The following is a 24,365-nucleotide window of genomic DNA, read 5'->3' as shown; positions in this document are numbered from 1 at the left end:
GCGCCGTAAGGTCTGCCGCATACTTTGAATTCTCCGATTATTTGATACCCATCATCCTAGAATTCGTACCCCGTGGGAAGGTTGAGTGAGGAGGGGTGGTGGTGTTCTTCGGAGCGCCGGTGTTCTGGATTGATAGCTTGCGCGATGGGGTAACACCTTTGCACATTGTGAGAAGTTAATCGACATCACGCTCCCTATACTGCCTCACATCCCAAGTCGCAGTCACGGTAATGCTCTAGGAGCATACACAGTATAGGGACATTGGGCTGTTCCGTTCCATGCATTCGGTGCGTCGTTCATCAGAGAGCGCACTGTGGACACGATCAATAACAGTAAAGGAACTCAAGCATGGGTGAGCGGCGTTTATCGATATTAGATACCAGTTTTCTTCAACTTGAATCGGCGTCAACGCCAATGCATGTTGGCGGCTTGATGATGTTTGAACTGCCCGAGGATAAAGACCGGCTTTTTGTCGGAGAGCTGGTTAGTCGGTTCCGGGGGTGTCGCGTATTTAATAACCCTTGGAACTATCGGCTGCAGCGTCCCAGCCGTTTCCAGTTTCGTCCGGTTCTCAAAGAAACCTTTGATGTGGATATGGAGTATCACATCCGCCATCACGCTCTACCTTATCCGGGTGGTGAGCGTGAACTGGGTCAGTTGATCTCCCGGGTTCATAGCCAGCGCTTGGACTTCCGAAAGCCGCTGTGGGAAGTCCATGTCATTGAGGGCCTGGAGCCGCGACGTTTTGCGGTCTATGTCAAAATTCATCACGCTCTGGCTGACGGCATATCGGCAACAAAGCTGCTGATGGCGGGGCTGTCGGTCGATCCCAGCGACGATATGCAATTGCCATTTTGGGCTGCAGGTAGCATAAACCGATCGGGCAAACCTAGGCAGGTAAAAGCAGTTCCCAAGCTGCCTGGCGTCCGCGGCTCAATGCGCTTTGCCCGAGAAGTGACACGATCCTGGCTGGGACGAGGCGATGCAGTATCGATGCGCAGCGCACCGATGACTATTCTTAATGACCGCATTGATGGCCAGCGCCGTTTTGCCACCCACTCAGAATCCATGGAGCGCTTAAAGCGTATTGCCAGTGCCGCCAATTGTTCTTTGAATGACCTGGTATTGGCGATGTGTGGAACAGTATTGAGAGAGTATCTCCTGGACCACGATGCACTGCCGGAGAAAAGCCTGACGGTGAATATTCCGGTATCTCTGCACAAGCCGGGAGCGAAAGCGATTAAGAATGACATTGCTCTTATTCTCGCCACCTTAGGCACCAATATCGCCGATGACAGAATCCGCTTGGAAAAGATTAGTGAATCTACGTCAATGGCCAAAGAACAGCTACGGAATTTACCCGAAGGCAGCCAGGGGCTATTTGGTAATTTGGTGCTGGCGCCCCAGGCGCTCTCGGTGTTGTCCGTACTGGCAGGCAGGGTAAAGCCTGCATTTAACGTCATAGTCTCCAATGTACCTGGGCCTAAAGAGACCCAGTATCTGTATGGCGCCCGTCTGGTCAACCTCTATCCGGTTAGCATTCCCCTGCATGGCTCTGCGATTAACTTTACCTGCTTCAGTTACGACGGTTACCTGAATTTTGGTTTAACCGCTTGCCGGGACAGCCTTCCCCATATGCAGCAAATGGCCGTGGCACTGGGCAGTGCCGTTGACCGTTATCAGTCTATTTATCTCGGCGCTGCCAGCAGTGCGGAGTCTGCAACGGCGCTTGATCACCGCGTCTAATTTTTCGACGACTGGCAGTGCTTTTTTAACCACACCGTACTTTTTCGTACTACACAATTGGAGCGACACAATGACACTAAAAAATAATACTCGGATGCTCACTTTGGCTGTGACCTTAGGCGCCGCCATGAGCGGTACTGTCTCGGCGCAGATTCACTTGCCCATCGTAAATCAATTGCCGGTGATCAGTGATTTGCCGGTAGGTGTGATTGGCAAATTACCAGTATTGTCTGAGGTCGATCAACAGCTGGGTTTATCCAGTCTTCTCGGCTTTAGCTTTCTTGCTAACCCCGATACCTTGTTAGGTCTAGAGAACTTGCCTCTGCTCGAGGGCCTGCCCATATTGGGTGAACTGCCAGGCCTGGACGGTGTACCAGGGCTGGACGTCATCACTGGCGCCTTACCGATCCGCTAAGGCGCCAGTGATGGTGACGAGGGCGGCCCCTTCTGCAGCGGAGCCCCATGATGCGAGCGCAGATGCCAGGCCTGAGCCGGTTGCCGCCAGTCTAAGCCGGATTAATGCTTTGCGTTACCACCGGGATAAACGAATCGCGCACCGGGTATCTATGCTGCATAGCTGGCGGGTCGAAAAGCTAGCGCAGTGCTATAGCCAGCTTGTCGAGGTGCCGCCGCAACGTGCCCTGCTTGAGTATTACCTGCGGAATATTTTCTGCGGTATCGATTTAGCTGATGTTGGCAATATCGATAGTGCGGTCAACGCGGTCGATCGTCTGTTTGAAGATACTGCCTTGCTGCAAGCTGCACTGGAATACTCCGCCTTGGCGGCTGAGATAAACGAGTCCCTTGCGGTTTCCTTGAATCTCGATTCAGAGGCGGCATACCTCACTGAAGACATATTCTCCAAGGCCTGCAGGCGCGAAGATGTGTGGCCAAAAATGGCTCGTCAAATCATCTTGCTACAGTTTTTCTTCGCCGAGATGACCGGCTTATTATCCAGTCGCAAAATGCAAATAGGCCTTAAGCTCGCAAAAGTCCCAGCCCAGCTGTATGGCTTTGGTGATTTTCATCGCCTGATAACATCGGGTTTGAAGGTATTAAAACATTGTCCGGATCTGGATGATGTGCTCTCCCTTTTTTTAAAGCATGAGCGCGCCATCGTCGATCGGATTGCAGGTGGGCAGCTTCCAGTGTTTACACCGCTTAACGAGGCCTAGTACATGTCTGAGATTTTTTCATGGATCGCTGACTACGCAATTTATCTGAGCATACCGATAGTGAGTGCTGTGGTGGGGTTCGGCACCAACTGGTTGGCGGTGAAGATGATGATGTACCCAGTGGAGTTTAGTGGCTTGGGAGTGCTGGGTTGGCAGGGGGTCGTGCCCGCCAGTGCCACCAAGATGTCTCGTATTTTGGTCGAACAGAGTTTGGGCAAGGTCATCAGTCAACAGGAGCTTGTTGATCGGGTAGATGCCAGAGAATTGGCAGAGACGATGCACCATCGAATGGATACTTTGGTCCAGAAAACTGTAGATGAAGTTGTTGAGTCGGCCCAGCTTTGGGGCCGATTCTCACTGTCGCGCTTTATGTGGTTATCGGCGCCTGAGAAATTAAAACAGGATATCTATGCCAAGGTTCGCGCCCAGTTGCCAGAGATTATGGATAGCATCAGTGAGGACTTCCGTCGGGATTTTGAGGTGTTGGGCAACATCAATGAATCGGTGATAGAGCGTCTACAAACCAAAAAACGGCTCTTGATCGATATTTTTCTGGGAGCAGCCGGGCGCGAATTTACCTTCCTGGCTCGCAGCGGCTTTTACTTTGGCTTCCCACTGGGTATTCCGGTGATGTTCGCCTGGCACTTCTATCCTGTGTGGTGGCTATTACCCGCTTTTGGATTGTTGGTGGGCTACCTGACTAATGAATTGGCCATTTATATGGTCCAAAAGCCGTTAAAGCCCAAGCGGGTTTTAGGCATGACTTTGCAGGGGCTGTTTGTTAAACGCCAGAAGGAAATTTCGGTTTATCTCGGCCAAGTGTTTGCCAAGGAGCTACTGAATGCTGAGTTATTATCCAAGGACCTTCTGCGGGAGCCGGGCAGCGTCGATAAAATCCAGGAGCTGGTTTACCGTTCAATTAGCGAGGCCTACGCTAAATTTCCCAACCTGGTCAGGCCTTTAGTGGTCGCCAGCATTGGTCCTGAAGAATACGCCAAGTCCAAAGAAGTTGTGGCCGGTATTGTCATGGAGGAGCTGCGAAACCCTGATCCCCGCTATTATCAGTGTATTGACGAATCGCTGGATATTGCCAATACACTGGGCGAACGATTGGGGAAAATGCCACCTGATGAGTTTTTCGGCTTGCTGCATCCGGTAATCGCAGAAGACCAATGGAAGCTGGTTGCCGTTGGCGCAGCGCTTGGACTGGTCGCGGGTTATCTGCAATGGCTTTTCTTAAGCTGAGTCAGTCGTCACGCCTCTCTCCGCAAGGTCACTTCTCACATCTCAAACCACGAAATCAGTGCCAGCAATGACATCGGCATTGTCGAAGGTTCCCGATACTGTCGCCGCGTCGGCGATGGTGGCGATTTCGTATTCGAAGCCGCCGTTGTCACCGGTGCTGTTGTCGTTATCCAAATCCACAAAAAGACTGCTGCCAATCACCTGGAAGCCTTCGCCACCGGCGCGATCCGCATTGCTGAAACCAAGGCTGTCGAATAGTGCGTCCAAATTAATCCAGCTCTGACCACTGCCGTTGTCACTGTTGCCATCAAACTCCAAAAAACTGTACAAGCCGTTCGTTTCTGTGTCGGCGCTATTGCTAACAGGCGCCGCAACAAAGTACTCGTTTACTTTCTGGTTGGGTGTGTCGCTATCAGTAGCGGTAAGTTGGACCGATGCCGATGCAAATCCACCATTCCCATCGCTGATGATGTATTCAAACAGGTCGACCAAATCATCATCGGCAGAGGCAAGCGTGTCGGACGTGGTGGGGTCGTAAAGGATATCGCCGCTGACTGGATCGAGTACTACGGCTGCGCCCAAGGTGCTCACTCCGCTGACATCGACGACTTGTAGGGTGTCTTGCTCGTCGTCATCACTGTCATTGGCAAGAAGATCGGCAGCAGAATAGCTTGTGGTCACGCTGTCTTGAGCATTAGACACAGTATCGTTTTCAGCCTGAGGGACAGCATTGATCGAGTTAACGGTAATGGTGAGTTGGTCTGATGTGGTGTTGTCGCCATCATCCGTGCTGACGCTGAGTTGAGCGTCGCCGCTAAAGTCCGCTTCGGGGGTGAAGGCCAGGCTCTGCAATAGAGCATTGATTTGTTGTAGCTCGCCACTCAGCGTCAACGTAGCTGTCATATTGCCGCTGACACCGGTACCGCTATCGTTTACCGACAGCGTGCCTTGATCAACGGCTACAGTGGTGGTGAGAATTTCGTCGCCGGCATCAATATCGGTAACTTGCAATGCGCTCAGGTCAACGTCGCTGTTGGTATCCCCGGTAGGTGTGTTGGGGAGTACATGCTCGGGAGCATCATTGACTGCACCAGTGACGGTAATCGAAACCGAGGCCGAGCTTGTGGCGTTGTTCTGATCAGTAAGCTGGTAGCTCAGGGTTTCCTGCACCGACTCACCCGGCAGCAAGGTGGCGAAGTTGGCGCCCGGGTCAAAACTGACAGTACCGTCACCGTTATTGATAAGGGTGACGCCATTGGGCGTGGTGTCGGAAATGGTCAGGGAAATATTACTGCGCTCACCGCCAAAGGTGTCGTTGGCAAGGAGATCGACTGTAATGGGATCGCCAGCTTCTTCCAAATCTACGCTGTCATCCTCGGCCGTGAGCGTCGCCGCATTGGCTTGAACGTCGATGTCGATGGAGGAATCGATGGTAGACTCACCGTCAGAGGTTTGCACTGCCAGGACATCGTCGCCCTCAAAGTCATCATCGGGCGTATAGGACAGGGTTTGCAGTGCGGCATGGATCGCAGACTGAGACCCCGATAGCGTTAAGCTGTCGGAGTTGTTACCGGATACTTCGGCGTCACCTTCAACCACGCTGAGGCTACCATCGTCGACATCGAGCTCTAGGTCGAGGATATCGGTGTCGACATCGCTCACCGAGAGGCCGGTAATGGCCAAAGAGGTGTTGGTACTGGTGGTCAGTGAGCTCGGCGTGGTATTGATGGGTTCATCATTGGTGGTGCCCTCAACAGTAATGTCGATAGTGGCACTACTTTGTTGGCCAAGCTCATCTTCGATGGTGTAGGTGAGGGTATCTGTCGCTGTGTCGCTTGGCAGTAGTTGGGCGAAACCGTCGCCAATATCCAATGTGAGGGTGCCGTCGTTATTGTTGGTGACGGCGATGCCGTTAGCGGTGGTTGCCGCCACTGTCACCGTTACGTCGCCCTCAAAACTGTCGTTATCTAGCACATTCACCGTAAGCGGATCACCGCCTTCTTCAACCGTGGCGGTGTCGTCCTCGGCGTTTATCGACGGGTTGGAACTTGGGGTGACAGTAATGGCGATAGAGGCGGGCACGGTCGAGGTATCGTCAGAGACCTTAATTGCAATGGTATCTTCGCCGCTGAAGCTCTCATCTGGGGTATAAGCGATTGACTGTAGGACACTGTTGATATCGTCTATTTCACCCCTTAGGGTCAGTTCATCGCTGCCGTTGCCGCGGATGTTCACGCCTTGGTCGCTAGCTTCCAGGGTACCGTTACCGGCACTTAGGACGACTTCTAGATTGCGGTTGCCAATGTCGATGTCACTGACTTGAATGCCGGCCAGGGTGACGCTGGTGCTTTCTTCTGTGCTGGCGGATGAAGGCGCCGTTACTTCCGGGGCGCTGTCGATGTCGCCGTTGATGGTGACATTGACGGTGCCGGTGCTCTGCTCGCCAGCCTCGTTTTCAATGGTATAGGTAAAAGCATCTTTGATTTTGTCGCCGGGCAGCAGTTGTTGATAGTCGTCGCCGATATCGAGACTGAATTCGCCGTTACCCAAATCGGTAATTGCAATGCCATTGCCGGTGCTGGTATCGGCAGCGATAATTTGCAGCTCTCCGCCATTGGGTCCGGCGCGGTCATTTTCCAGTACGTTGACCACAACCGGGTCGCCACCTTCAAGTAAGTCGACACTGTCGTTAACCGCTCTGAATCCGCTATCTGACTCGTCATCATCGTCGTCGGTGGCATAGTAAATAGCGCCACCGACAATGCCGTAGGTCAGTAGTGAAACTACGCTATCGGTGAAATTACTGGCGCCCAGCGATACTCCGCCGCCTTGATAGGGCTCCTGAATGATGCGCTCTTTCTCTTCTTCGCGGAGTTCAAGGTAGGCTGCTTCGCCATTACCCAGGTCTGCGACCAGCATGGTGGACAATTCGACCTTGTCGAGATTCGGGAAAGGCAGGTTTTCAGCGTAATCGGCTAAAAGGCTATCGGTGGTAGGCCCGGCGACGATGGCTGGCTTGGTCATGCATGCAACTCCCTGTAAATACGGCAATTTGGCTACGGCAAGTCGGTAGCGAGGCCGACTTCCATGGTGAGAGAGTCGAATTTAGCAAATGTTGGCGATGGCTGCGAGGTGCGGGGGGCGGGAATAGGAAATTTGGTGGCGGATTGCAGCCGCCACGGTGGGGCACTAGGAGGCCTGGCTGGTTTGCACGTCCAACTGGCTCAGCATCAGCACGGCTTGGGTACGGGAATGGACCCCTAACTTGCGGAAAATTTCGGTGATGTGGGCCTTAATAGTGGCTTCCGTCACCTGAAGCTCCCAGGCGATTTGTTTGTTGAGCAGTCCCTGTACCAGGTAACTGGCCACCCGGAATTGTTGCGGTGTCAGGCTGGCGATGACGTTAGCGACATTATGTTCCTCGCCTTTGGGCTGCGCCTGGTAGCGGACATTTTCCGGTAGCCAGCGTTTGCCGTACAGGACCTGTTGGACCGCGTTGCTGATTTGCTCGCTGGAACTGCTTTTGGGGAGAAAACCACTGGCGCCGTGATCGATGGCCCGGCACATGATTTCCGGTGTTTCTGAAGCCGATACGATTAATACAGGAATCTCGGGGTGCTGACTTTGCAGGTGAATCAGCGCGCTAAACCCCTGTGCGCCTGGCATTTGCAGGTCAAGCAATAGCAAATCGATATCGGGTTGGCTGGTGATTTGGCTCAGCAGGGTATCAATGTTACCTACTTCCGCGATATCGGCATCGGGCCACTGGTGAGTGAGGGCCTGGCGCAATGCGGCACGAAACAGCGGGTGATCGTCGGCTATGACGAAGCAGGGGTACGACATAGTTGATGGCCGTAAGGTTATTGTAGTGTTGTCTAGGGCACTAGGGAGCTTGCCACACTCCATAAGTATAAAAAAGCCCCGCAGCGCGAGGCAACAGACCCATAGGAATGGTCGATATAGGGGGGTGCTGTCATCAGTCACTGACTGACGATGGAGAAATCTTGCCAGCGCTGAAGATCGGCGACCATTAGACCATGGTCTAGACGGCCCGCCGGGAACAAAATGGTGTCGACTTTGGTCGAGTTTTGACTAAAGGCTAATACGCCTCGTCGCCAGATCGCACTATAAAGTCCGGGAATCCCCATCAACCCGGAGATAATAACGATGCAAGACAATAATTCTAAACAAACTCATCAGTCTCGCTTGGCGGCACTCCTGCCTATGGCTGCCGCTGTGGCGCTGGCTTCAATGTCGCCCCTGCAGGCAGCGGCGGAAACCCTTGAAGAGCGGGTGGCCCGGCTGGAAGCGGCGCTGGCTGAAGAGAAAGAAGCTAAACAAAGTGCTACGGACTACAGTTTTGGTGGCTACATTAAGCTGGACGTCATCGCCAGCGACTACAGCGGCGGCGACCGCGCCACTGCCGGAGTGGGGGATGACTTCTTTGTACCCTCGACAATCCCCATCGGCGGTGACTCCGGCGACGTTTACACCGACGTTCATGCCAAACACTCCCGTATCTGGTTTAAAACCAGCACTCAAACTGATGCCGGCACCATCTCTACCCACCTGGAGATGGACTTTGGTGTAAACCAGGCTGGCGACGAACGCATTTCCAACTCAGCCGCCAACCGGCTTCGCCATGCCTTCATCAAATGGCAGTACGATGAAAATAGCTCGCTGCTGGCGGGGCAGAGCTGGAGCACATTTTTTAACGTCGGCACGCTGCCAGATATCATCGACTTCGTGGGCCCGGTGGGCACTATCTTTGAGCGCCAGCCGCAATTGCGTTGGACCCATGGCTTGGCTGGCGGTAATTCCTTCATGTTGGCATTGGAGAACCCCTCGACCGGTTTATATGGTCAGGCGGGGAGCTCTGCCGGCGGCAGCAACTTTGACAACAATGCCATGCCCGACGTGGTCTTGCGCTACAACGGCAGCGCTGGCGACTTGTCTTACAGTGCGTCGGTGGTGGCCCGTGAAATTGCTTACAAGCAAACCTTCACCGACAGCAACAGCGCGACAGTTGAAGGCGACGAAAGCACCATCGGCTACGGACTTGCTCTGGCTGGTACCTGGAAGCTGGGCCAGGACGATATCCGATTCCAACTCAACGCCGGTAACGCCCTGGGCCGTTACATGGGGCTGCAAAGCTTCCGGGATGGCGTGATCGAGGATAACGGCGATATTGAGTTGATCGACCAGATGGGTGGCTATATCGCCTATCGCCACCCCTGGTCGCCGAAGTGGCGCAGCAGCTTGGTGCTGTCAGCCAGTTCAGCCGACAACCCCGATACTGTGGCTGCGACCACACCCAAGAGCTATCAGAGCGTGCACGCCAACTTGCTGTACTCGCCGGTGGCGGCTTTGACCTTGGGTGCCGAGCTGATTCACGGCGAAAAAACGATTGAAGGTGACGTCAACGGCGACGACAGCGGTGAGCTGGATCGTCTGCAGTTCAGCGTCAAATACGTTTTCTAGCCCCCTGACTAAAGTCCAATAGCGAGTGAAGGTTGACCTGGTTCATTATCAAGCTTCACTCGCCGCTTTGCGCGAAACGCGCGAATAAAACTGTACCAGTAAGGAGAATAATGATGGCGTTTAAAAGCAAAGAGCAGGCCCAGGCCTATTGGAGAGAAAACCTCCGGCTCATGTTAATCCTGTCGATCATCTGGTTTGTGGTGTCCTACGGCTGCGGTATTTTGCTGTTCGACCTGCTCAACAATATCCAGATTGGCGGTTACAGGTTGGGCTTCTGGTTTGCCCAGCAGGGGTCGATTTACACCTTCGTGGTGTTGATCTTTGTTTACTCCCGCAAGATGGGGCAACTCGACCGTAAATACGGCGTAGACGACGTTTGAGGGCTTTACCATGGAACTGCAAACACTGACTTATATCGTCGTCGGCTTTACTTTCGCGATTTACATTGGCATCGCGATCTGGAGCCGCGCCGGTTCGACCAAAGACTTTTATGTCGCAGGCGGTGGGGTACACCCTGTTGCCAACGGTATGGCGACCGCTGCGGACTGGATGAGTGCGGCGTCATTTATCTCCATGGCCGGCCTGATCGCCTACATGGGCTACGGTGGCTCGGTCTTTCTGATGGGCTGGACCGGTGGCTTCGTGCTATTGGCGATGTTCCTGGCGCCTTACTTGCGCAAATACGGCAAGTTTACCGTGCCGGAATTTATCGGTGACCGCTTCTATAGCCGCACTGCCCGTATAGTGGCAGTGGTGTGCCTGATCATTATCTCGACAACTTATGTTATCGGGCAGATGAAAGGTGTCGGCGTGGCGTTCTCCCGCTTCCTGCAGGTAAGCTACGAGGTGGGCTTGCTGGTGGGTATGGCCATCGTTTTCGTCTACGCGGTTGTCGGCGGCATGAAGGGGATTACCTACACCCAGATTGCCCAGTACTGTGTACTGATTCTGGCCTATACCATTCCCGCTATTTTCATTTCTCTGCACCTGACCGGTAACCCTCTGCCTCAGCTGGGGTTGGGCAGTACCCTGACGGGCACGGATGTGTATCTGCTGGATCGGCTAGACCAGGTAATAACGGAGCTGGGCTTTGCCGATTACACCAACAATGTGCGGGGCAGTACGCTCAACATGTTTGTGTACACCCTGTCGCTGATGATCGGTACGGCGGGCCTGCCTCACGTTATCATCCGCTTCTTCACTGTACCTAAGGTAAAAGATGCGCGGACCTCTGCCGGTTGGGCGCTGGTGTTTATCGCTATTCTTTACACCACTGCACCGGCTGTTGCCGCTATGGCTCGCCTCAATATCCACAACACCATCACGCCGCCCAACGCTGAGCAGAACCTCGCTTACGAGGAGCGTCCTCAGTGGTTTAAAAACTGGGAGCAAACCGGCCTGCTGGAGTTTGAAGATAAAAATGGCGACGGCCGTATCCAGTACACCGCCGATGCAACGACCAATGAAATGGTGAAAGTAGACCGCGACATTATGGTCTTGGCCAACCCCGAAATCGCCAAGCTGCCCAACTGGGTTATCGCCCTGGTGGCTGCCGGTGGTTTGGCGGCGGCACTGTCGACTGCGGCGGGTCTGCTGTTGGCGATCTCCTCATCGATATCCCACGACTTGCTTAAAGGGGTATTTATGCCGGAGATATCGGAGAAGGCCGAGCTGAGAGCGGGGCGGGTCGCTATGGCCGGTGCCATTGCGCTGGCTGGCTATCTGGGCTTCAATCCGCCGGATTTTGCCGCAGGGACGGTGGCCCTGGCATTTGGTCTGGCAGCCTCGTCGATCTTCCCGGCACTGATGATGGGTATCTTCAGCCCCCGCATTAATAAAGAAGGCGCCATCGCCGGCATGGTGGGCGGTATCACCGTAACCCTGCTGTACGTGTTCCAGCACAAAGGCATTATGTTTGTGGCCAGCACCTCCTTCCTGGGTGATATGCCAGAAAACTGGTTCCTGGGCATTGAGCCCAACGCCTTCGGTGCAGTGGGCGCGGTGGTCAACTTTGCTGTGGCCTATGTGGTCTCCGGTATGACCAAGGCGCCGCCGGAGCACATCCAGGAGCTGGTGGAAGACATCCGTGTGCCCACTGGCGTAAATGCGGCCAGCGACCACTGATTGACGGCATCGACCGATGATCTGTGATACAACCAATAAGGCAGGGAATTCCCTGCCTTTTTTCATTCTAAAATAGAGATAAATCGATAATGGCGGGATCGTTTCTGACTAACAAGCACGTTGTCGTGGCGATGATTATCGCTCCGATACTGGCCATCCTGGCGTATTTTGCGGTTGATAGCGCGGTATCAGAACCACCGGTCAAAGCGGTAGAAGGGCAGAGCTACGAGTTGGTGGCAGCCTCCAATTGCCGTTACAAAAGTGGCCGTTGCACCCTGAAAAATGGCAACTTTAAAGTTGAGTTAGTGCCAGCATTTCGCTCAGAGCGAGTATTGAAACTTCAACTGCAGTCCGAATTTCCTTTGGAAGGCGCCAAGGTGGCCATTGCCCCCAATGCCAGCGCGTCCTACCCGCCGGTGGATATGGATGCCGACAGCAGCGATCAACGCAGCTGGACTTTGCAAACATCGTTGCCCCAGGGTGAGGCGCCGGAGTTGCGTTTGGTGGTGGTGGCCGAAGGCAGCATTTACTACGGTGATACAGGGTTGACCTTTACCGAGTACCAAACCAGTTTTGGTAAGGATTTCCGTGAAAATGGCGCAGACGACTGAAGTCAATCCGGAGCTGGATTTGATCGAGGCATTCCTGGCCGATTGCCTTCCCTTCGACAGCTTATCCGACGAGCAACGCCGCCAGTGCGCCGGCGAGATGGGTGTGCGTTACTACCCCGCCAATCGCGTTTTTGAGGGCGACGATGCCCCCGACGGCTTGTATGTGCTGCGCTCTGGCGCGGTAGATCGGGTGGACCTGGAAGGGAACCGGCTCGAGCATTTGGAAGAGGGCGACAGTTTTTTATTGCGGCCTCAGGCCGAGCGACCCAAGGATTCTCGTTACCGCAGTGCCGAAGACGTGCTGGTCTATCGGCTGGACTATCCGGCCTATCAGGCGCTGTGTGGCAGCCACCGGCATATCGATCGTTTCTTCCGTGCGCAAAGCCGTCGGCGTTTGCGACAGGCGGCAAGGCACAGCGAGCAGCCCAGTTATCTGCTGGGGCCGGTATCGTCGGCGATGTCCAGAGACCCGCTTGTGGTACTGCCGGAAGACAGCGTGTGCCGGGTCGCCCAGGCGATGACAGAAAGACGGGTATCCTCGGCCCTGGTTGCCCAAGGCAATACACTGATAGGCATCGTCACCGATCGGGACTTTCGCAGCCGCATTCTCGCGGCGGAACTGGATGGTCGTGCGACGATATGGTCCTGTATGTCATCCAGTATCGTCAGTTTGTCGCCGGACGACTCCCTGTTTGATGCGGTGCTCACCATGACGCAGTCCGGCATCCATCACCTACCGGTGACTGACGAGACGGGACAGGCGGTGGGGATGTTGACCACCTCCGACATTAATGTCGCCCGGGAGAACGACCCGGTCTACTTTGTGCAGCGACTGATGCGCATGCCCGATGTTGCCGCCATGCAGGCCCACCTCAAAAAATTACCGGCACTGGTCGCCGCCTGGGTCGGTGCCGAAATGCCCGCCACTCAGGTGACACAACTGACCACCGCAGTGAGCGACGCGGTAGCGCGGCGTTTGATCGCGTTGGCCGAGGCGGAATTGGGACCGGCTCCCGGGGAGTACTGTTGGCTGGGATTTGGTTCCCAGGCCCGGGGCGAACAGCTGCTCGGTGGCGATCAGGATAATGGCTTGCTGATCGCGGACAGTGTGGTAGACGAGGCACTGCCGTGGTTTGCCAAACTGGCGAAATATGTTTCCGATGGCCTCGATGCCTGCGGCTATATATATTGCCCCGGCGGCGTGATGGCCACATCGCCGGAGTGGTGTCAGCGCCTGTCAAGCTGGTGTCAGACCGTGGATGCCTGGCTGAAGGCGCCGACGCCAGACGCCGTTATGCGGGTCAGTATCTTTTTTGACCTGCGGGCAATTCACGGCAGTGCATCGCTATGTCAAAAGCTCCAGGCCCACATGCTGGCCTCGACCCAGAACAACAGTATTTTTCTGGCGGCGTTGGCTGAAAATGCCCTGGCCAGCCGGCCACCGCTGGGTGTACTGCGGCGCTTTATTCTCGAGCGCAGCGGCGATCACCACGATACCCTCAACCTGAAAAAACGCGGCGTGCTGCCAATTGTCGAATTGGCGCGGCTTCACGCGCTGGCCCACGGCATCGACGCGGTCAATACCCATCAACGCTTACAGGCGCTGACCAAGGCCGGGGTTATGGCACTGGCAGACAGTCGCAACCTTGAGGACGCCCTGACGTTGATTACCCAAATTCGCCTGGAAGCCCAGGTTGAGCAATTGCTAGCTGGAGACGCACCCTCCAACTACCTCGACCCCAAATCCTTGGGCAAATTGCAGCGGGGCTATCTCAAAGATGCCTTTGCGGTAGTGAATGACGCGCAAACCTCGGCGCGTATGCGTTATCGGCCGGGGTTATAGTGCTCCTCGCCGTGCAGCGATTTTGGTTTCGCCGGCGTGCTGATCCGCGCTTGGTAACACTGTGGCGGAAACCTCTCACCAGCGATGCCCTGCTAGCCGTAGACTTGGAAACATCCTCACTGTCGTCTGACGATGGCGATATCGTCAGCGCAGCCTGGGTTGCCATTGATGGGCAAGAAGTGGTGTTAAGCAGCGCCCGTCACTCGGTGCTGAGACCCAATCGCAGTGTGGGGCAAAGCGCCCAGTTTCACGGTATCCGAGACTGCGACCGCGGCGGGGGGGCAACGCTGGAGCAGGTTATGTCCAGTTTTCTGGAGGCGGCGGACGGGCGTCGTCTGCTTTTTCACGGTGGTGCCCTTGACAGGGACTTTCTCAATTCGGCGAGCCGTCGTCTGTTTAACGCACCGCTTCTGTTGCCAGCTATTGATACCTTGGAGTTGGAAAAGACCAAGCTAACCCGGCATCAGGACAGCTTGGAGACCGGGGCGCTGCGCTTGGCCACGTGCCGACGGCGCTATGGGCTGCCGGACTATCCGGCACATCACGCACTCAACGATGCTATTGCAACGGCAGAATTGTATCTGGCCATCGCATCGCGGCGAGGTTAGCTGTGACACAGTGAGTCATAGAAATAAAAAAGCCCTCCGCGGAGACTTAAGGAGGGCAAGGTCGCGAGAATACGCGGGGTGGGTATTACTGGACGGGAATGCGTTTGCTCTGTGGCGAGATTTCCCGAACTTTGGGCGCGCTGAGTGTCAGTACGCCGTCCTCAAACTTGGCATTAATGTCGTCCTCTGAAACGGTTTTACCCACTTCAAAGCGACGCAGAAATCGTCCGTAACGTCTTTCCTGGCGGATAACTTTGCCGTCTTTTTCTTCCTTATCAAGCTGATGACTTTCGGCGGATAACGTTAGAATGCCGTCCTCCAGACTGATGTTGATATCCTCTTTTTTTACTCCGGGTAATTCGGCGGTAATTTCGATACCGTCCTGCTTTTCAGTCACGTCGACCCGAGGCACAAAAGCCATATCCGGAGATTCGGCATTGTCACCTCTCGCCGACCAAAAATCGTCGAACAGACGATCAAAATGGAACAGCGGATGTCTCGGTAGCAGGCTCATGGTCACTCTCCTGTGCTTATCGATGAAGTCTGTCATCGATGTGGCTTGATAAAGAGTGTAGTCGGATCACGTGTGATGACCTTGAGGCAAATCAAAAAACTGTCCATTTGCCGCTAATGGTAAACTTGGCGGTAGATTGGGAAGAGGATGAATATGGCAGCGGATCAACAAGAGCTCTTGGCCTTTTTGCGGGCCTTTATTAATGCCGAGCCAGAGGGGCATTTTGCCGCTCTTGGGCTCGAGCTATTGAATGTAGGCGACGGCCGAGCCACGATGAAAATGCCCTGGAAGCCAGAGTTAGTGGGGGATCCTGAGACTGGTGTGCTTCACGGTGGCCCCATTTCGACACTATTGGATTCCTGCTGTGGTTTTGCCGCTGCCGCCGCCCTGGAGAGCCTGGGAGCGTGCCCCACCATTGACCTGCGTATCGACTACATGGGCCCAGCGACGCCGGGTGAGGTCGTCTACGCCGACGCTGAAATCTATCGCCGCACCGAATACGTGTTATTCGCCAGAGCCTGGGCTCACCACGGTGATATAGATCGGCCCATTGCTACAGCGGTGGGCAATTTCTTCCGCATGAAGGATGACCACTTTAGCGATCTCCAGGCGCATTTTCGGGCGGGTAAAGGCATTCCCTCGGCGCTGAGACGGAAAAAGCGGGGAGATACCAACAGTGAAATTTAATCGTCAGCAAACCATCCGCGAGCAATTACAACAAATCCCCTATGCCCGCTTGATCGGCATCGAGCCGGGAGAAGAGGTCGATTGTTTTAGGCTCCCCGGCCGCAAGAGCAATATCGGCAACCCCTTGTTACCGGCTCTACACGGCGGCCTGATCGCCGGCTTTATGGAGATGGCCGCAACCGTCTCGGTGATACACCACAGTGGAGCAAGGTCGGTTCCCAAGATCGTTGATATCAGCGTCGACTACCTGCGCTCCGGAAAATTTGCCGACTCCTATGCCCGTTGCCAGCTGCACTTTCTTGGTCGACGTATGATCAATGTGGGTATTACCGCCTGGCAGGACGATGAATCCAAACCTATTGCTACCGCCCGCGCCCAGTTTTTGGTCAAGGAGTAGGGTGGACACAGCTTTGTATACCCACCTCGTTTGGCTTCCGGTGGTGGAGCTTGTAAGTTGGGTTGCTAAACCCAACAATCGGGGCGGTATAGAGTCGGCAATCGTTGGGTTTAGCAACCCAACTTACGGATTACGGCTATGGACGGTAATGAGCTAATGGAAAAGAAACCAGGGCCGAAGTCCGTAGCATGTAGGTTGGGTTGAAGCATAAAACCCAACAATGGCCGACGTTACGCAGCTTTAAGTGTTGGGTTTAGCAACCCAAGCTACGGCATAGCGGCGCGGACGCAGGCCAATACTCCGTAATCGTACTGACCACCCAGTGCATCAAAGGCGGGTTTAAGCCGCCGTTGCTCACTGGTACTGATGGCCTGTCGTATGGTGTCTAGTTCGTCTTGCGGTAGTGGCAAGGCTTGTTCCAGTGTGAGCAAGCCATTCTCTATCCCCTCCGCCAGGTGGCCGTAGACGGTGGAGGGGGTTAGCTGGCGTTGCTGGGCGATGGCGTCGGGGCTGTGGTTTGCCAGCAGGCGCAGGGTTTCCGCCACGGTATTGCTGACGCCAGCTTGTCCGGCATTGTCTTGGATCACTGCCAAAAAGCCCTCGCCATAACGATCCAGCTTGCGCTGTCCGACACCGGAGATGTGGCCCAGCTCTTCCATGGTTTGCGGCTGTCGTTCGGCCATTTCCATCAGGGTTGCATCGTGGAAGATGACGTAGGCGGGCACACCCTGTTCCTCTGCCAAGGCTTTGCGGTGTTCCCGCAGTGCCTCCCACAGGGCGCTGTAGGCTGGATCGACGGCGCTGTCCCGATCGCGACGTTGGCGGCTTGGCTTGGGTTGCACCCGCAGATTTACGGTCTCTTCGCCGCGCAGGATGGGGCGTGCCGCTTCGGTGAGATGGAGGCTGCCGTGGCCCTCTACGTCGACTTCCAGAACGCCGCGGGCTATCAGTTGGCGGAATACTCCGCGCCAGGCATTGGCGTTGTGTTCGCTACCGATGCCGTAGGTGGACAGGGTGTCGTGCTTAAACTGGCGGATACGCTCGTTGTCTTTACCCAGTAGTACATCGATCAAATAATTGACACCAAAGCGCTGGCCGGTGCGGTAGACGCAGGACAGGGCCTTTTGTGCGGCGACGCTAGCGTCCCAGGTTTTTGGCGGTTGCAGGCAGTTGTCGCAGTTGCCGCAAGGCTCGGGCGCGTCCTCGTCAAAGTAACGAAGCAGCGCCTGGCGGCGGCAGTCGGTCAGCTCGCAAAGGCCCAACATGGCGTCGAGCTTGTGGCGCTCGATGCGTTTGTGGTCTTCGCCGGCCTGAGAGCCAGCTTGCATTTGCCGCAGGGTAATTACGTCTTGCAGACCGTAGAGCATCCAGGCGTTGGCAGCCAGGCCGTCGCGACCGGCGCGGCCAGTTTCCTGGTAGTAGGCCTCGATGCTCTTGGGCAGGTTCAAATGCGCCACAAAGCGCACGTCAGGTTTATCGATACCCATGCCAAAGGCGATGGTGGCGACAATGATAATGCCGTCTTCGCGCAGAAAGCGCTGCTGGTTGGCACTGCGCTCCTCCTTGCTGAGGCCGGCGTGGTAGGGCAGGGCCTTGAGCCCCTGCTGCTGCAACCAGGCGGCGATGTCGTCCACCCGCTTGCGGGACAGGCAGTAAACGATGCCGGCGTCGCCGGGGTGCTCGCTGCGCAAAAACCGCAACAGCTGCTGACGGCCGTTGCCGGTGTTTTCACCAATATGGTAGCGGATGTTGGGGCGGTCGAAGCTGCTCTCGAAAATGCGCGCCCGGTCCAGCTCCAGGCGGCGAATGATTTCCCGGCGGGTGGGGCCGTCGGCGGTGGCGGTCAGGGCGACCCGGGGCACATCGGGGTAGCGCTGATGCAGCACCGACAGCTGGATATATTCGGGGCGGAAATCGTGGCCCCACTGGGACACGCAGTGGGCCTCGTCGATGGCAAACAGGGCAATCTGGCAGTTATCCAGCAGGTCCAGAGTGCGGTCTAACAACAGCCGCTCCGGCGCCATATAGAGCAGGTCCAGTTCACCCCGACGCAGTGCGGCCTCGGTGGCGGCGCTGTGTTCAAAACCCATTGCCGAGTTGAGGCAGGCGGCTCGCACGCCGTTTTGGCTAAGGGCGTCGACCTGATCCTGCATCAGCGCGATCAGCGGCGATACCACAATGGCCGTACCTTCACGCAGCATGGCCGGAATTTGATAGCAGAGGGATTTGCCGCCGCCAGTGGGCATCAGCACCAGGGCGTCGCCGCCGCTGCTAACATGGTCAACGATGGCGGCCTGGTGATGGCGAAAGGCGTCGTAGCCAAACACGTCCTGAAGGATCGTCAGGGCGTCGCTGGTGGAGGCTGGCATCTGGCTGCTGTGGGTCATGGACATCCGTGCGCTGGCGGGTTTGTGTGAATAGGCCCTAGTGAAAGTCGTGGGAGGCCACGTCAATTTCCAGCAGGGCATTGTACTCGCTGATATGCCGGGCTACCACGTGAATGACCGGCACCGCGCCGGGGCTGGGATTGGCGGTTTTCTGCATCTGCCCGCGAACCTTGAGCAGCTGGCCGGTGAGAATCTCCCGCCGAAAGCGCTGTTGCAAATCTGCCCAGACCACCACGTTAGTGTTGCCGGTTTCGTCCTCAAGGGTCAGGAACAATACCCCGGAGGCAGTGCCCGGTCGCTGCCGGCAGGTGACCAGGCCGGCAATACCGACGGCGCTGTCGTCCCGCTGTGCGGGCAATTGCTCGGCGCAGATACAGTCCCCAAAGGCCGGGTGACGGCGCAGCACCTTCATGGGGTGGCGGCGCAGGCTAACGCCGGTGTAGCGGTAGTCGTGGCGGATATCTTCGAACTCGCCGGGGCCGGGCAGCTCAATGGCGTCAAAAGGGTTTTGGCGGGGCGGCGTCAGTGACGGCGTGTTGTCCATGGCGGCTACCCGCCACAGGCTTTGGTAGCGGTGCAGCTCAAAGCCGTGCAGGGCGTCGGCGCGGATCAGGCATTGGCGCTGGGCCTTGTTTAGGGGCACCCGGGCAGTGAAGTCTTCGGGGGAGGTAAACAGTCCCCGCTGCCGCTCGGCACACAGTCGCTCGGCGCTGTCCTGTTGCAGGCCTTTGGCCAGCCGCAGGCCCAGGCGCAGGGCCGGCTGGCTGGCGCCGTACTCCAGCTGGTGATTCCAGTGGCTGTGGTTGATGCAGATGGCGCGAATCTCTACGCCGTGACGTTTGGCGTCCTGTATCAGTTGAGCGGGGGCGTAGAAGCCCATCGGCAGACTGTTGAGCAGGCCGCAAAAAAACTCAGCGGGATAGTGGCGCTTGATCCAGGCCGAAGCGTAGGCCAGCAGGGCGAAGCTGGCGGAGTGGGATTCCGGAAAGCCGTAGGCGCCAAAGCCCTTCATCTGGCTAAACAGCCGCTCGGCAAACTCGGCGTCGTAGCCATTGGCCACCATGCCGTCGACCAGCTTGTCGCGAAAGCTCAGCAGATTGCCGTTTTTGCCCCAACTGGCCATGGCCCGGCGCAGCTGGTCAGCCTCGCCACCGCTAAAGTTGGCGGCCACCATGGCCAGTTGAATCACCTGCTCCTGGAAAATGGGAATGCCCAGCGTGCGCTCCAGCACGCCTTTGAGCTCGTCGTTTTCGTAGACCACCGGCTCCAGGCCCTGACGGCGGCGCAGAAAGGGGTGCACCATGCCGCCCTGGATGGGACCGGGGCGGATAATGGCGATCTGGATTACCAGGTCGTAAAAGTGGCGGGGTTGTAGGCGGGGCAGCATGGTCATCTGGGCCCGGGATTCCACCTGGAAGACGCCGATGCTGTCGGCTCGGGACAGCATCTGATAGGTGGCCGGATCCCGGCCGGGGATGTCCTGCAGACTAAAAGGGGCGCCGAGGCTGTCGCTGATATAGTCGAGGCTCTTGCGCAGGGCGCTGAGCATGCCCAGGGCGAGAATATCGATCTTCATCATGCCCAGGGATTCCAGATCGTCCTTGTCCCACTGAATAATTGTGCGCTCAGCCATGGCGGCGTTTTCCTGGGGCACCAGGGTGGCGATGGGCTCCTTGGCGATGACAAAGCCGCCCACATGCTGAGACAGGTGACGGGGAAAGCCCATCAGCGTCACCACCAAGGTCATAAAGTCCCGAGCAATGCGACTGCCGATATCGAGGCTGCCACTTTGCAGACGCTGTTCCAGATCCTTGGGTTTGTCCCACCAGGCCAGGTTTTCCATCAGCCGATTGATAAAGTCTTGATCCAGTCCCATAGCCTTGCCCACGTCGCGGATGGCACTGCGCAGGCGGTAGGTAATCACGGTGGCGGAGAGGGCGGCGTGGCGACGGCCGTACTTGCGGTAAATATATTGGATGACTTCCTCGCGTCGCTCGTGCTCAAAGTCGACATCGATATCGGGACGCTCCTTGCGCTCCCGGGAAATGAAGCGCTCAAACAACAGCTGGCTGCGCTCTGGGTCTACCTCGGTGATAAACAGGCAATAACACACCGCCGAGTTGGCTGCAGAGCCCCGCCCCTGACAGAGGATATGCTGCTGGCGGGCAAACTGAACAATATCGTGTACGGTGAGAAAGTAGTGTTCGTACTCCAGCTCCGCTATCAGCGCCAGTTCCCGTTCTATTTGCTCCCGGACTTTATCCGGGGTGCCTTTGGGCCAGCGCTGTCGGGCGCCGTCGTAGGTCAGCCTGCGTAGAAAGCTGGTGGGGTTCTGCCCCTGTGGGAGGGCCTCTTCGGGGTACTGGTAGCTCAGCTCGTCCAGTTGGAAATGGCAGCGATCGGCGATGCGGCAGCTCTCTTCCAGTAGCGCGAGAGGGTAGCGCTGTTGGAGCTCTTCTATGGGCTTTAAAAAGGCTTCGCTATTACATAAAAGTTGTGTACCCAATTTGCTAACGGTTGATTTTAGTCGTATTGCAGTGAGCACATCCTGAAGTGGCTTGCGGTGGCGCTCGTGCATCAAAACGCCACCGCAAGCCACCATCGGCAGTCGGTGTTGGTGGGCAAAGTCGTAGAGATGCAGGTAGTGGTCTTCTACCCGCTGTTGGTGGTGGACGCTAAAGCCCAGCCATAAACGATCGCTAAACTGCGCCAGTAGTGAGTCGCAGTCCTCGCTGACTAGCTGCCGGGCATCGGCCCGCCAGATCGCCAGGCAGCGCTGGCAGCCCAGCCGCAGCTGTCGAAGGTCGAGGCGGTACTCGCCCTTGGCACTGTGCAGGCGGGCCTGGCTAATCAACGCGCAGAGTTCAGCATAGGCGCGGCGATCCGGCGCCAGTAATACCAGGTGAAAGCCCTCCTCAAGATAAAACTCGGCACCGCAGATCAGTTTTATATCCCGCTCCCGGGCCTCATTCCAGGCCCGCACAATGCCCGCCAGTGAGCACTCGTCGGTAATGGCAATGGCGCGGTAGCCCAGTTCATCGGCCCGGGCCACCAGTTCACCGGGGTGGGAGGCGCCCCGTAGAAAACTGAAGTTGCTCAGGCAGTGCAGTTCGGCGTAAGTCATCAGGGTGTTTGAACCGCGCTAGGCGAAAAAGCCGTGCAAGTACCAGGCGCGGGTAAGACCGTCCCGGTACAGCCAGCACAGGCGGCCATCGTCGTGGCGGGCAATGTAGTAGTCCCGGGCCTGGCGTTGCTGCCACCAGTGGCTGTCCAGTCGCTCCGGGCCCTGCAGTAATTGCAGCGCGCCGCGCCAGTACAACTGCCCGCCGCGTTGAGTGATTGCCTGAGGAGGGTGCACTAGCCAGCCGGGGCGGAGGCTTTGCTGAGATGATGATGCATTTGAAGGAGCGAGTGTTTGCAGTAGAGCGCCCGGAGAGGCCGCTGCCGATTGCCAGCCCAGCTCTGGCAGGTGCGCATCGACGGGAAGGTATTGAGCCACAGCCTCTGCGCTTAGACGTAAGCGCAGCTTATCCAGCAAGGCTGGCAGTCGATCCTGCTGGCGGGTCGCGGCGCTGTCAAACAAGCCCCGGGGCGGTGCTTGCAGCGCAAAGAAATGCTCGCAGGACAGGGTCAGAGTTTCCACCGGGCCCGGGAGTACCAGGCTTTCCAGCCGCAGCATGGTCAGCTCCAGCACATCGGCCTTATTAAAGTGGCGGTGACTCAACTCCAGGGTCAGGGCATCCCGGCCGCCATCGAGAAAGTCGAACTGCCAGTGCAGGTCCCGATTCAGACACTGGCGGCACTGCAAATACAGCTTGAGCTCGTCCAGCAGCGAGGCGACCGGAAAGCGCAGCTGCTCGGTACTGTTCAAACCGCCTTCAAAGTGACGCTGTGCCGAGAAGGTCTCGGCGGGCAAAAAGGGCTCTCTGGGGTCGGGCAAGTCTCCCCGTAGACGCTGTAAGTCCCGGCCCAGCTCCGGGCCCAGGCGCTGGTTTAACGACGCCAGCGGCAGAGCTTGAAGTTGACCCAGGGTGGTCAAGCCCAGGTTGTGCAACATTTCCTGGGTGGCGGGGGCAAAGGGCAGTCGAGCGACGGGCAGGGCCGCCAGTGCTTGCGCCAGCGCCGGTCGCTGCAGCTCGCCCTCGGCGTTGACCAGGTTTTTCAGGCTTGGGTTACTAAGGCTTAGCCACTCGGCGGCCAGAGGCGTGTCGGCCACCGCGCTGTAGACCGTCAATTGCCGCTGCCGAAATGCGCGGATCAGGCGCCGGTACAACCGGGCCAGATTGCGGAACAGGCGCAGTGAACTGGCCAGCTCCATGACCACCGCGTCGGGGGCAGCGATATTGACCGTGCCACTAAAGCGGTAAGCCCACAGAGCAATGCGCCGCAGCTGTGCCTGCTCTAATGCGGGGTCTCGCTGCAGACAGTGCAGTTGGCCGCACAGGCTGCGGGCGGTCTGGATGGATTGGCCTGGGGCGACCCCCGATTGGGCAGCGAGAGGATTGGCCATCATCACACCGTCGTCCTCGATCACGGCGAGGGCGGTGTTTTCCGGACCGGGGGGGAGGCACTCCAGCGGCAGCCGGGGTAGGCGCAGACACAACCACAGCATCACTGTACACCGCGCTGGTCCGTGCGGATGGGAGTGGGCCGCGCCGGTTGAAGGGCGGGTATAAGCCGCAGGCGCCGCCGGCTGGTGCCGTGCTGTGCCAGGTCGACACTGGTGAAGCTGGGCCAGTCCTTAACTGGCCGCTGCCGATGGTATAGCTCCTTGGGGCGGGCCAACAGTAACTCCGGTGCTGCCGGTCCACCGGGCTGTTTGATAACACGCAGCAGCAGGCTGTCTGTCTCCGCCGCTAATTGCAGACGCAGCGGAGCGGGGGAGACCTGCTGGGCGCAGTGACCGGAGCGAAAGTGTAGGTGCCAGCACTGCCCTTCCTTGGCGGCCACGTGCAGCCGCCGCAACTGACGGTCTTGCAACTCGCGGCAGGAAAACCAGCTCAACACGGCGCTGAACACGCCACTGCGCAGTATCTCCTCCGCCGCCCATAACTGGTCGGCCAGCAGTTTGGGGCTGAGCAGCAATTGCCGGTGGGCGGCGAGTCCGTGATGCTCCCAGGCGGCGATATTGGGGGTACAGGGTGGATTGATCCAGGCAATGGGGCCGTGTTGGCTGCGTTCCACCAAGCTTGGCATCAGCAGCCACAGTTCGCCTATGCCCAACTGATCACAGAGCAATTCTGTGGAGCCATCCGGCGGCCAGCCCCCCAGGTGCAGGGCGGCATCCAGCGCGGCAAAACCGGTGTGTAGACCGGATTTGTCGGGGGCTGAGGTCAGGCCGGCACGCCAGAGCTGGTGTCGGTCCAGCAATGTTTGCAGGGGGCTTGATGACATAGGGGTAAAATATCAAATACTGTTTATATATACAGTATACGAACATGTGCGGATGTCAATACGGTGGGTAGAGGCAAACAATATTCGGTACAGAATGTCGACAAGTGTGAATTAACAACGGCAGCGTGGTTTAGCTATGCCCATTGACTTAAC

At 57.0% G+C, this 24,365-nt stretch carries 19 protein-coding genes; 12 read left to right on the top strand and 7 right to left on the bottom strand.

The annotated features are described in order from the left end of the window. Window positions 1–348 precede the first annotated feature (348 nt). The 4 genes from I6N98_RS11985 to I6N98_RS11970 all read left to right on the top strand — a co-directional run bounded on the left by I6N98_RS11985 (window position 349) and on the right by I6N98_RS11970 (window position 4,166). Window positions 349–1,746 (top strand): WS/DGAT/MGAT family O-acyltransferase, encoded by a 1,398-nt coding sequence (locus I6N98_RS11985; protein WP_198568588.1) that lies wholly within the window; start codon window positions 349–351, stop codon window positions 1,744–1,746. Between the two features lie 70 nt (window positions 1,747–1,816). After that, a complete protein-coding gene (locus tag I6N98_RS11980) occupies window positions 1,817–2,161 on the top strand; it encodes a hypothetical protein (RefSeq protein ID WP_198568587.1) in 345 nt (114 codons plus the stop codon). A 10-nt stretch (window positions 2,162–2,171) separates the two neighbouring features. Next, window positions 2,172–2,921 (top strand): DUF8198 family protein, encoded by a 750-nt coding sequence (locus I6N98_RS11975; protein ID WP_420496967.1) that lies wholly within the window; start codon window positions 2,172–2,174, stop codon window positions 2,919–2,921. A gap of 3 nt (window positions 2,922–2,924) precedes the next feature. Beyond that, on the top strand, window positions 2,925–4,166 hold the full coding sequence (locus I6N98_RS11970) for a DUF445 domain-containing protein (RefSeq protein ID WP_198568585.1): 1,242 nt from the start codon (window positions 2,925–2,927) through the stop codon (window positions 4,164–4,166). Between the two features lie 42 nt (window positions 4,167–4,208). On the opposite strand, the gene I6N98_RS11965 is transcribed toward I6N98_RS11970, so the two are convergent. Together I6N98_RS11965 and I6N98_RS11960 are read right to left on the bottom strand one after the other, a co-directional pair. Further along, window positions 4,209–7,190, bottom strand: a complete 2,982-nt coding sequence (locus I6N98_RS11965) for a beta strand repeat-containing protein (RefSeq protein WP_198568584.1) — start codon at window positions 7,188–7,190, stop codon at window positions 4,209–4,211. Between the two features lie 165 nt (window positions 7,191–7,355). Further along, entirely contained in the window at window positions 7,356–8,009 is a 654-nt protein-coding gene (locus tag I6N98_RS11960; RefSeq protein WP_198568583.1) for a response regulator transcription factor, read from the bottom strand. A gap of 324 nt (window positions 8,010–8,333) precedes the next feature. On the opposite strand from I6N98_RS11960, the gene I6N98_RS11955 reads away from it, so the two are divergent. The 6 genes from I6N98_RS11955 (at window position 8,334) to I6N98_RS11930 (ending at window position 14,833) form a co-directional block, all read left to right on the top strand. Further along, window positions 8,334–9,647 (top strand): DcaP family trimeric outer membrane transporter, encoded by a 1,314-nt coding sequence (locus I6N98_RS11955; RefSeq protein WP_198568582.1) that lies wholly within the window; start codon window positions 8,334–8,336, stop codon window positions 9,645–9,647. Window positions 9,648–9,760: 113 nt separating this feature from the next. Further along, window positions 9,761–10,027 (top strand): DUF4212 domain-containing protein, encoded by a 267-nt coding sequence (locus I6N98_RS11950; protein ID WP_198571645.1) that lies wholly within the window; start codon window positions 9,761–9,763, stop codon window positions 10,025–10,027. Between the two features lie 10 nt (window positions 10,028–10,037). Beyond that, window positions 10,038–11,771 carry a sodium:solute symporter family protein gene (locus I6N98_RS11945; protein WP_198568581.1) on the top strand — a complete coding sequence of 578 codons (1,734 nt, stop codon included), beginning with the start codon at window positions 10,038–10,040 and terminating at the stop codon, window positions 11,769–11,771. An 89-nt stretch (window positions 11,772–11,860) separates the two neighbouring features. Further along, on the top strand, window positions 11,861–12,382 hold the full coding sequence (locus I6N98_RS11940) for a hypothetical protein (RefSeq protein WP_198568580.1): 522 nt from the start codon (window positions 11,861–11,863) through the stop codon (window positions 12,380–12,382). After that, on the top strand, window positions 12,366–14,225 hold the full coding sequence (locus I6N98_RS11935) for a DUF294 nucleotidyltransferase-like domain-containing protein (RefSeq protein ID WP_198568579.1): 1,860 nt from the start codon (window positions 12,366–12,368) through the stop codon (window positions 14,223–14,225). Before I6N98_RS11940 ends, I6N98_RS11935 begins: the two co-directional genes overlap by 17 nt. Window positions 14,226–14,236: 11 nt before the next feature. Then, window positions 14,237–14,833 carry an exonuclease domain-containing protein gene (locus I6N98_RS11930; RefSeq protein ID WP_198568578.1) on the top strand — a complete coding sequence of 199 codons (597 nt, stop codon included), beginning with the start codon at window positions 14,237–14,239 and terminating at the stop codon, window positions 14,831–14,833. 85 nt (window positions 14,834–14,918) lie between these two features. Here I6N98_RS11930 and I6N98_RS11925 read toward each other — a convergent pair whose 3' ends face one another. After that, window positions 14,919–15,347, bottom strand: coding sequence for an Hsp20/alpha crystallin family protein (locus I6N98_RS11925; RefSeq protein WP_198568577.1), 429 nt, complete (start codon window positions 15,345–15,347; stop codon window positions 14,919–14,921). A gap of 153 nt (window positions 15,348–15,500) precedes the next feature. On the opposite strand from I6N98_RS11925, the gene I6N98_RS11920 reads away from it, so the two are divergent. Further along, complete coding sequence (locus tag I6N98_RS11920; protein ID WP_198568576.1) at window positions 15,501–16,034, top strand: PaaI family thioesterase; 534 nt, start codon at window positions 15,501–15,503, stop codon at window positions 16,032–16,034. Then, window positions 16,024–16,431, top strand: coding sequence for a PaaI family thioesterase (locus I6N98_RS11915; protein ID WP_232787327.1), 408 nt, complete (start codon window positions 16,024–16,026; stop codon window positions 16,429–16,431). Before I6N98_RS11920 ends, I6N98_RS11915 begins: the two co-directional genes overlap by 11 nt. A 266-nt stretch (window positions 16,432–16,697) precedes the next feature. Here I6N98_RS11915 and recQ read toward each other — a convergent pair whose 3' ends face one another. Genes recQ through imuA form a run of 4 tightly spaced genes read right to left on the bottom strand, consistent with a single transcriptional unit; the run spans window position 16,698 to window position 24,212 of the window. Further along, window positions 16,698–18,818, bottom strand: coding sequence for a DNA helicase RecQ (gene recQ, locus I6N98_RS11910; protein WP_198568575.1), 2,121 nt, complete (start codon window positions 18,816–18,818; stop codon window positions 16,698–16,700). A gap of 37 nt (window positions 18,819–18,855) precedes the next feature. After that, window positions 18,856–21,942: an error-prone DNA polymerase gene (locus I6N98_RS11905; RefSeq protein ID WP_198568574.1), complete on the bottom strand. Its 3,087-nt coding sequence runs from the start codon at window positions 21,940–21,942 to the stop codon at window positions 18,856–18,858. A gap of 18 nt (window positions 21,943–21,960) precedes the next feature. Beyond that, window positions 21,961–23,430, bottom strand: a complete 1,470-nt coding sequence (locus I6N98_RS11900; protein WP_198568573.1) for a Y-family DNA polymerase — start codon at window positions 23,428–23,430, stop codon at window positions 21,961–21,963. Next, complete coding sequence (imuA, locus tag I6N98_RS11895; RefSeq protein WP_198568572.1) at window positions 23,430–24,212, bottom strand: translesion DNA synthesis-associated protein ImuA; 783 nt, start codon at window positions 24,210–24,212, stop codon at window positions 23,430–23,432. The genes I6N98_RS11900 and imuA overlap by 1 nt, the downstream gene beginning before the upstream one ends. Window positions 24,213–24,365 lie beyond the last annotated feature (153 nt).

The organism is Spongiibacter nanhainus (assembly GCF_016132545.1).
GTDB classification, from domain to species: domain Bacteria; phylum Pseudomonadota; class Gammaproteobacteria; order Pseudomonadales; family Spongiibacteraceae; genus Spongiibacter; species Spongiibacter nanhainus.
This window is presented reverse-complemented; position numbering and strand designations above follow the sequence as displayed.

What these genes read in the sequence shown, in the direction of transcription:
- I6N98_RS11920 (WP_198568576.1), top strand. Translation starts at nt 15,501, where the DNA reads ATGGCAGCGGATCAACAAGAGCTCTTGGCCTTTTTGCGGGCCTTTATT.
- I6N98_RS11945 (WP_198568581.1), top strand. Translation starts at nt 10,038, where the DNA reads ATGGAACTGCAAACACTGACTTATATCGTCGTCGGCTTTACTTTCGCG.
- imuA (WP_198568572.1), bottom strand. Translation starts at nt 24,212, where the DNA reads ATGTCATCAAGCCCCCTGCAAACATTGCTGGACCGACACCAGCTCTGG.
- I6N98_RS11935 (WP_198568579.1), top strand. Translation starts at nt 12,366, where the DNA reads ATGGCGCAGACGACTGAAGTCAATCCGGAGCTGGATTTGATCGAGGCA.
- I6N98_RS11970 (WP_198568585.1), top strand. Translation starts at nt 2,925, where the DNA reads ATGTCTGAGATTTTTTCATGGATCGCTGACTACGCAATTTATCTGAGC.
- I6N98_RS11955 (WP_198568582.1), top strand. Translation starts at nt 8,334, where the DNA reads ATGCAAGACAATAATTCTAAACAAACTCATCAGTCTCGCTTGGCGGCA.
- I6N98_RS11905 (WP_198568574.1), bottom strand. Translation starts at nt 21,942, where the DNA reads ATGACTTACGCCGAACTGCACTGCCTGAGCAACTTCAGTTTTCTACGG.
- I6N98_RS11965 (WP_198568584.1), bottom strand. Translation starts at nt 7,190, where the DNA reads ATGACCAAGCCAGCCATCGTCGCCGGGCCTACCACCGATAGCCTTTTA.
- I6N98_RS11960 (WP_198568583.1), bottom strand. Translation starts at nt 8,009, where the DNA reads ATGTCGTACCCCTGCTTCGTCATAGCCGACGATCACCCGCTGTTTCGT.
- I6N98_RS11950 (WP_198571645.1), top strand. Translation starts at nt 9,761, where the DNA reads ATGGCGTTTAAAAGCAAAGAGCAGGCCCAGGCCTATTGGAGAGAAAAC.
- I6N98_RS11975 (WP_420496967.1), top strand. Translation starts at nt 2,172, where the DNA reads ATGGTGACGAGGGCGGCCCCTTCTGCAGCGGAGCCCCATGATGCGAGC.
- I6N98_RS11900 (WP_198568573.1), bottom strand. Translation starts at nt 23,430, where the DNA reads ATGCTGTGGTTGTGTCTGCGCCTACCCCGGCTGCCGCTGGAGTGCCTC.
- I6N98_RS11925 (WP_198568577.1), bottom strand. Translation starts at nt 15,347, where the DNA reads ATGAGCCTGCTACCGAGACATCCGCTGTTCCATTTTGATCGTCTGTTC.
- recQ (WP_198568575.1), bottom strand. Translation starts at nt 18,818, where the DNA reads ATGACCCACAGCAGCCAGATGCCAGCCTCCACCAGCGACGCCCTGACG.
- I6N98_RS11985 (WP_198568588.1), top strand. Translation starts at nt 349, where the DNA reads ATGGGTGAGCGGCGTTTATCGATATTAGATACCAGTTTTCTTCAACTT.
- I6N98_RS11980 (WP_198568587.1), top strand. Translation starts at nt 1,817, where the DNA reads ATGACACTAAAAAATAATACTCGGATGCTCACTTTGGCTGTGACCTTA.
- I6N98_RS11940 (WP_198568580.1), top strand. Translation starts at nt 11,861, where the DNA reads ATGGCGGGATCGTTTCTGACTAACAAGCACGTTGTCGTGGCGATGATT.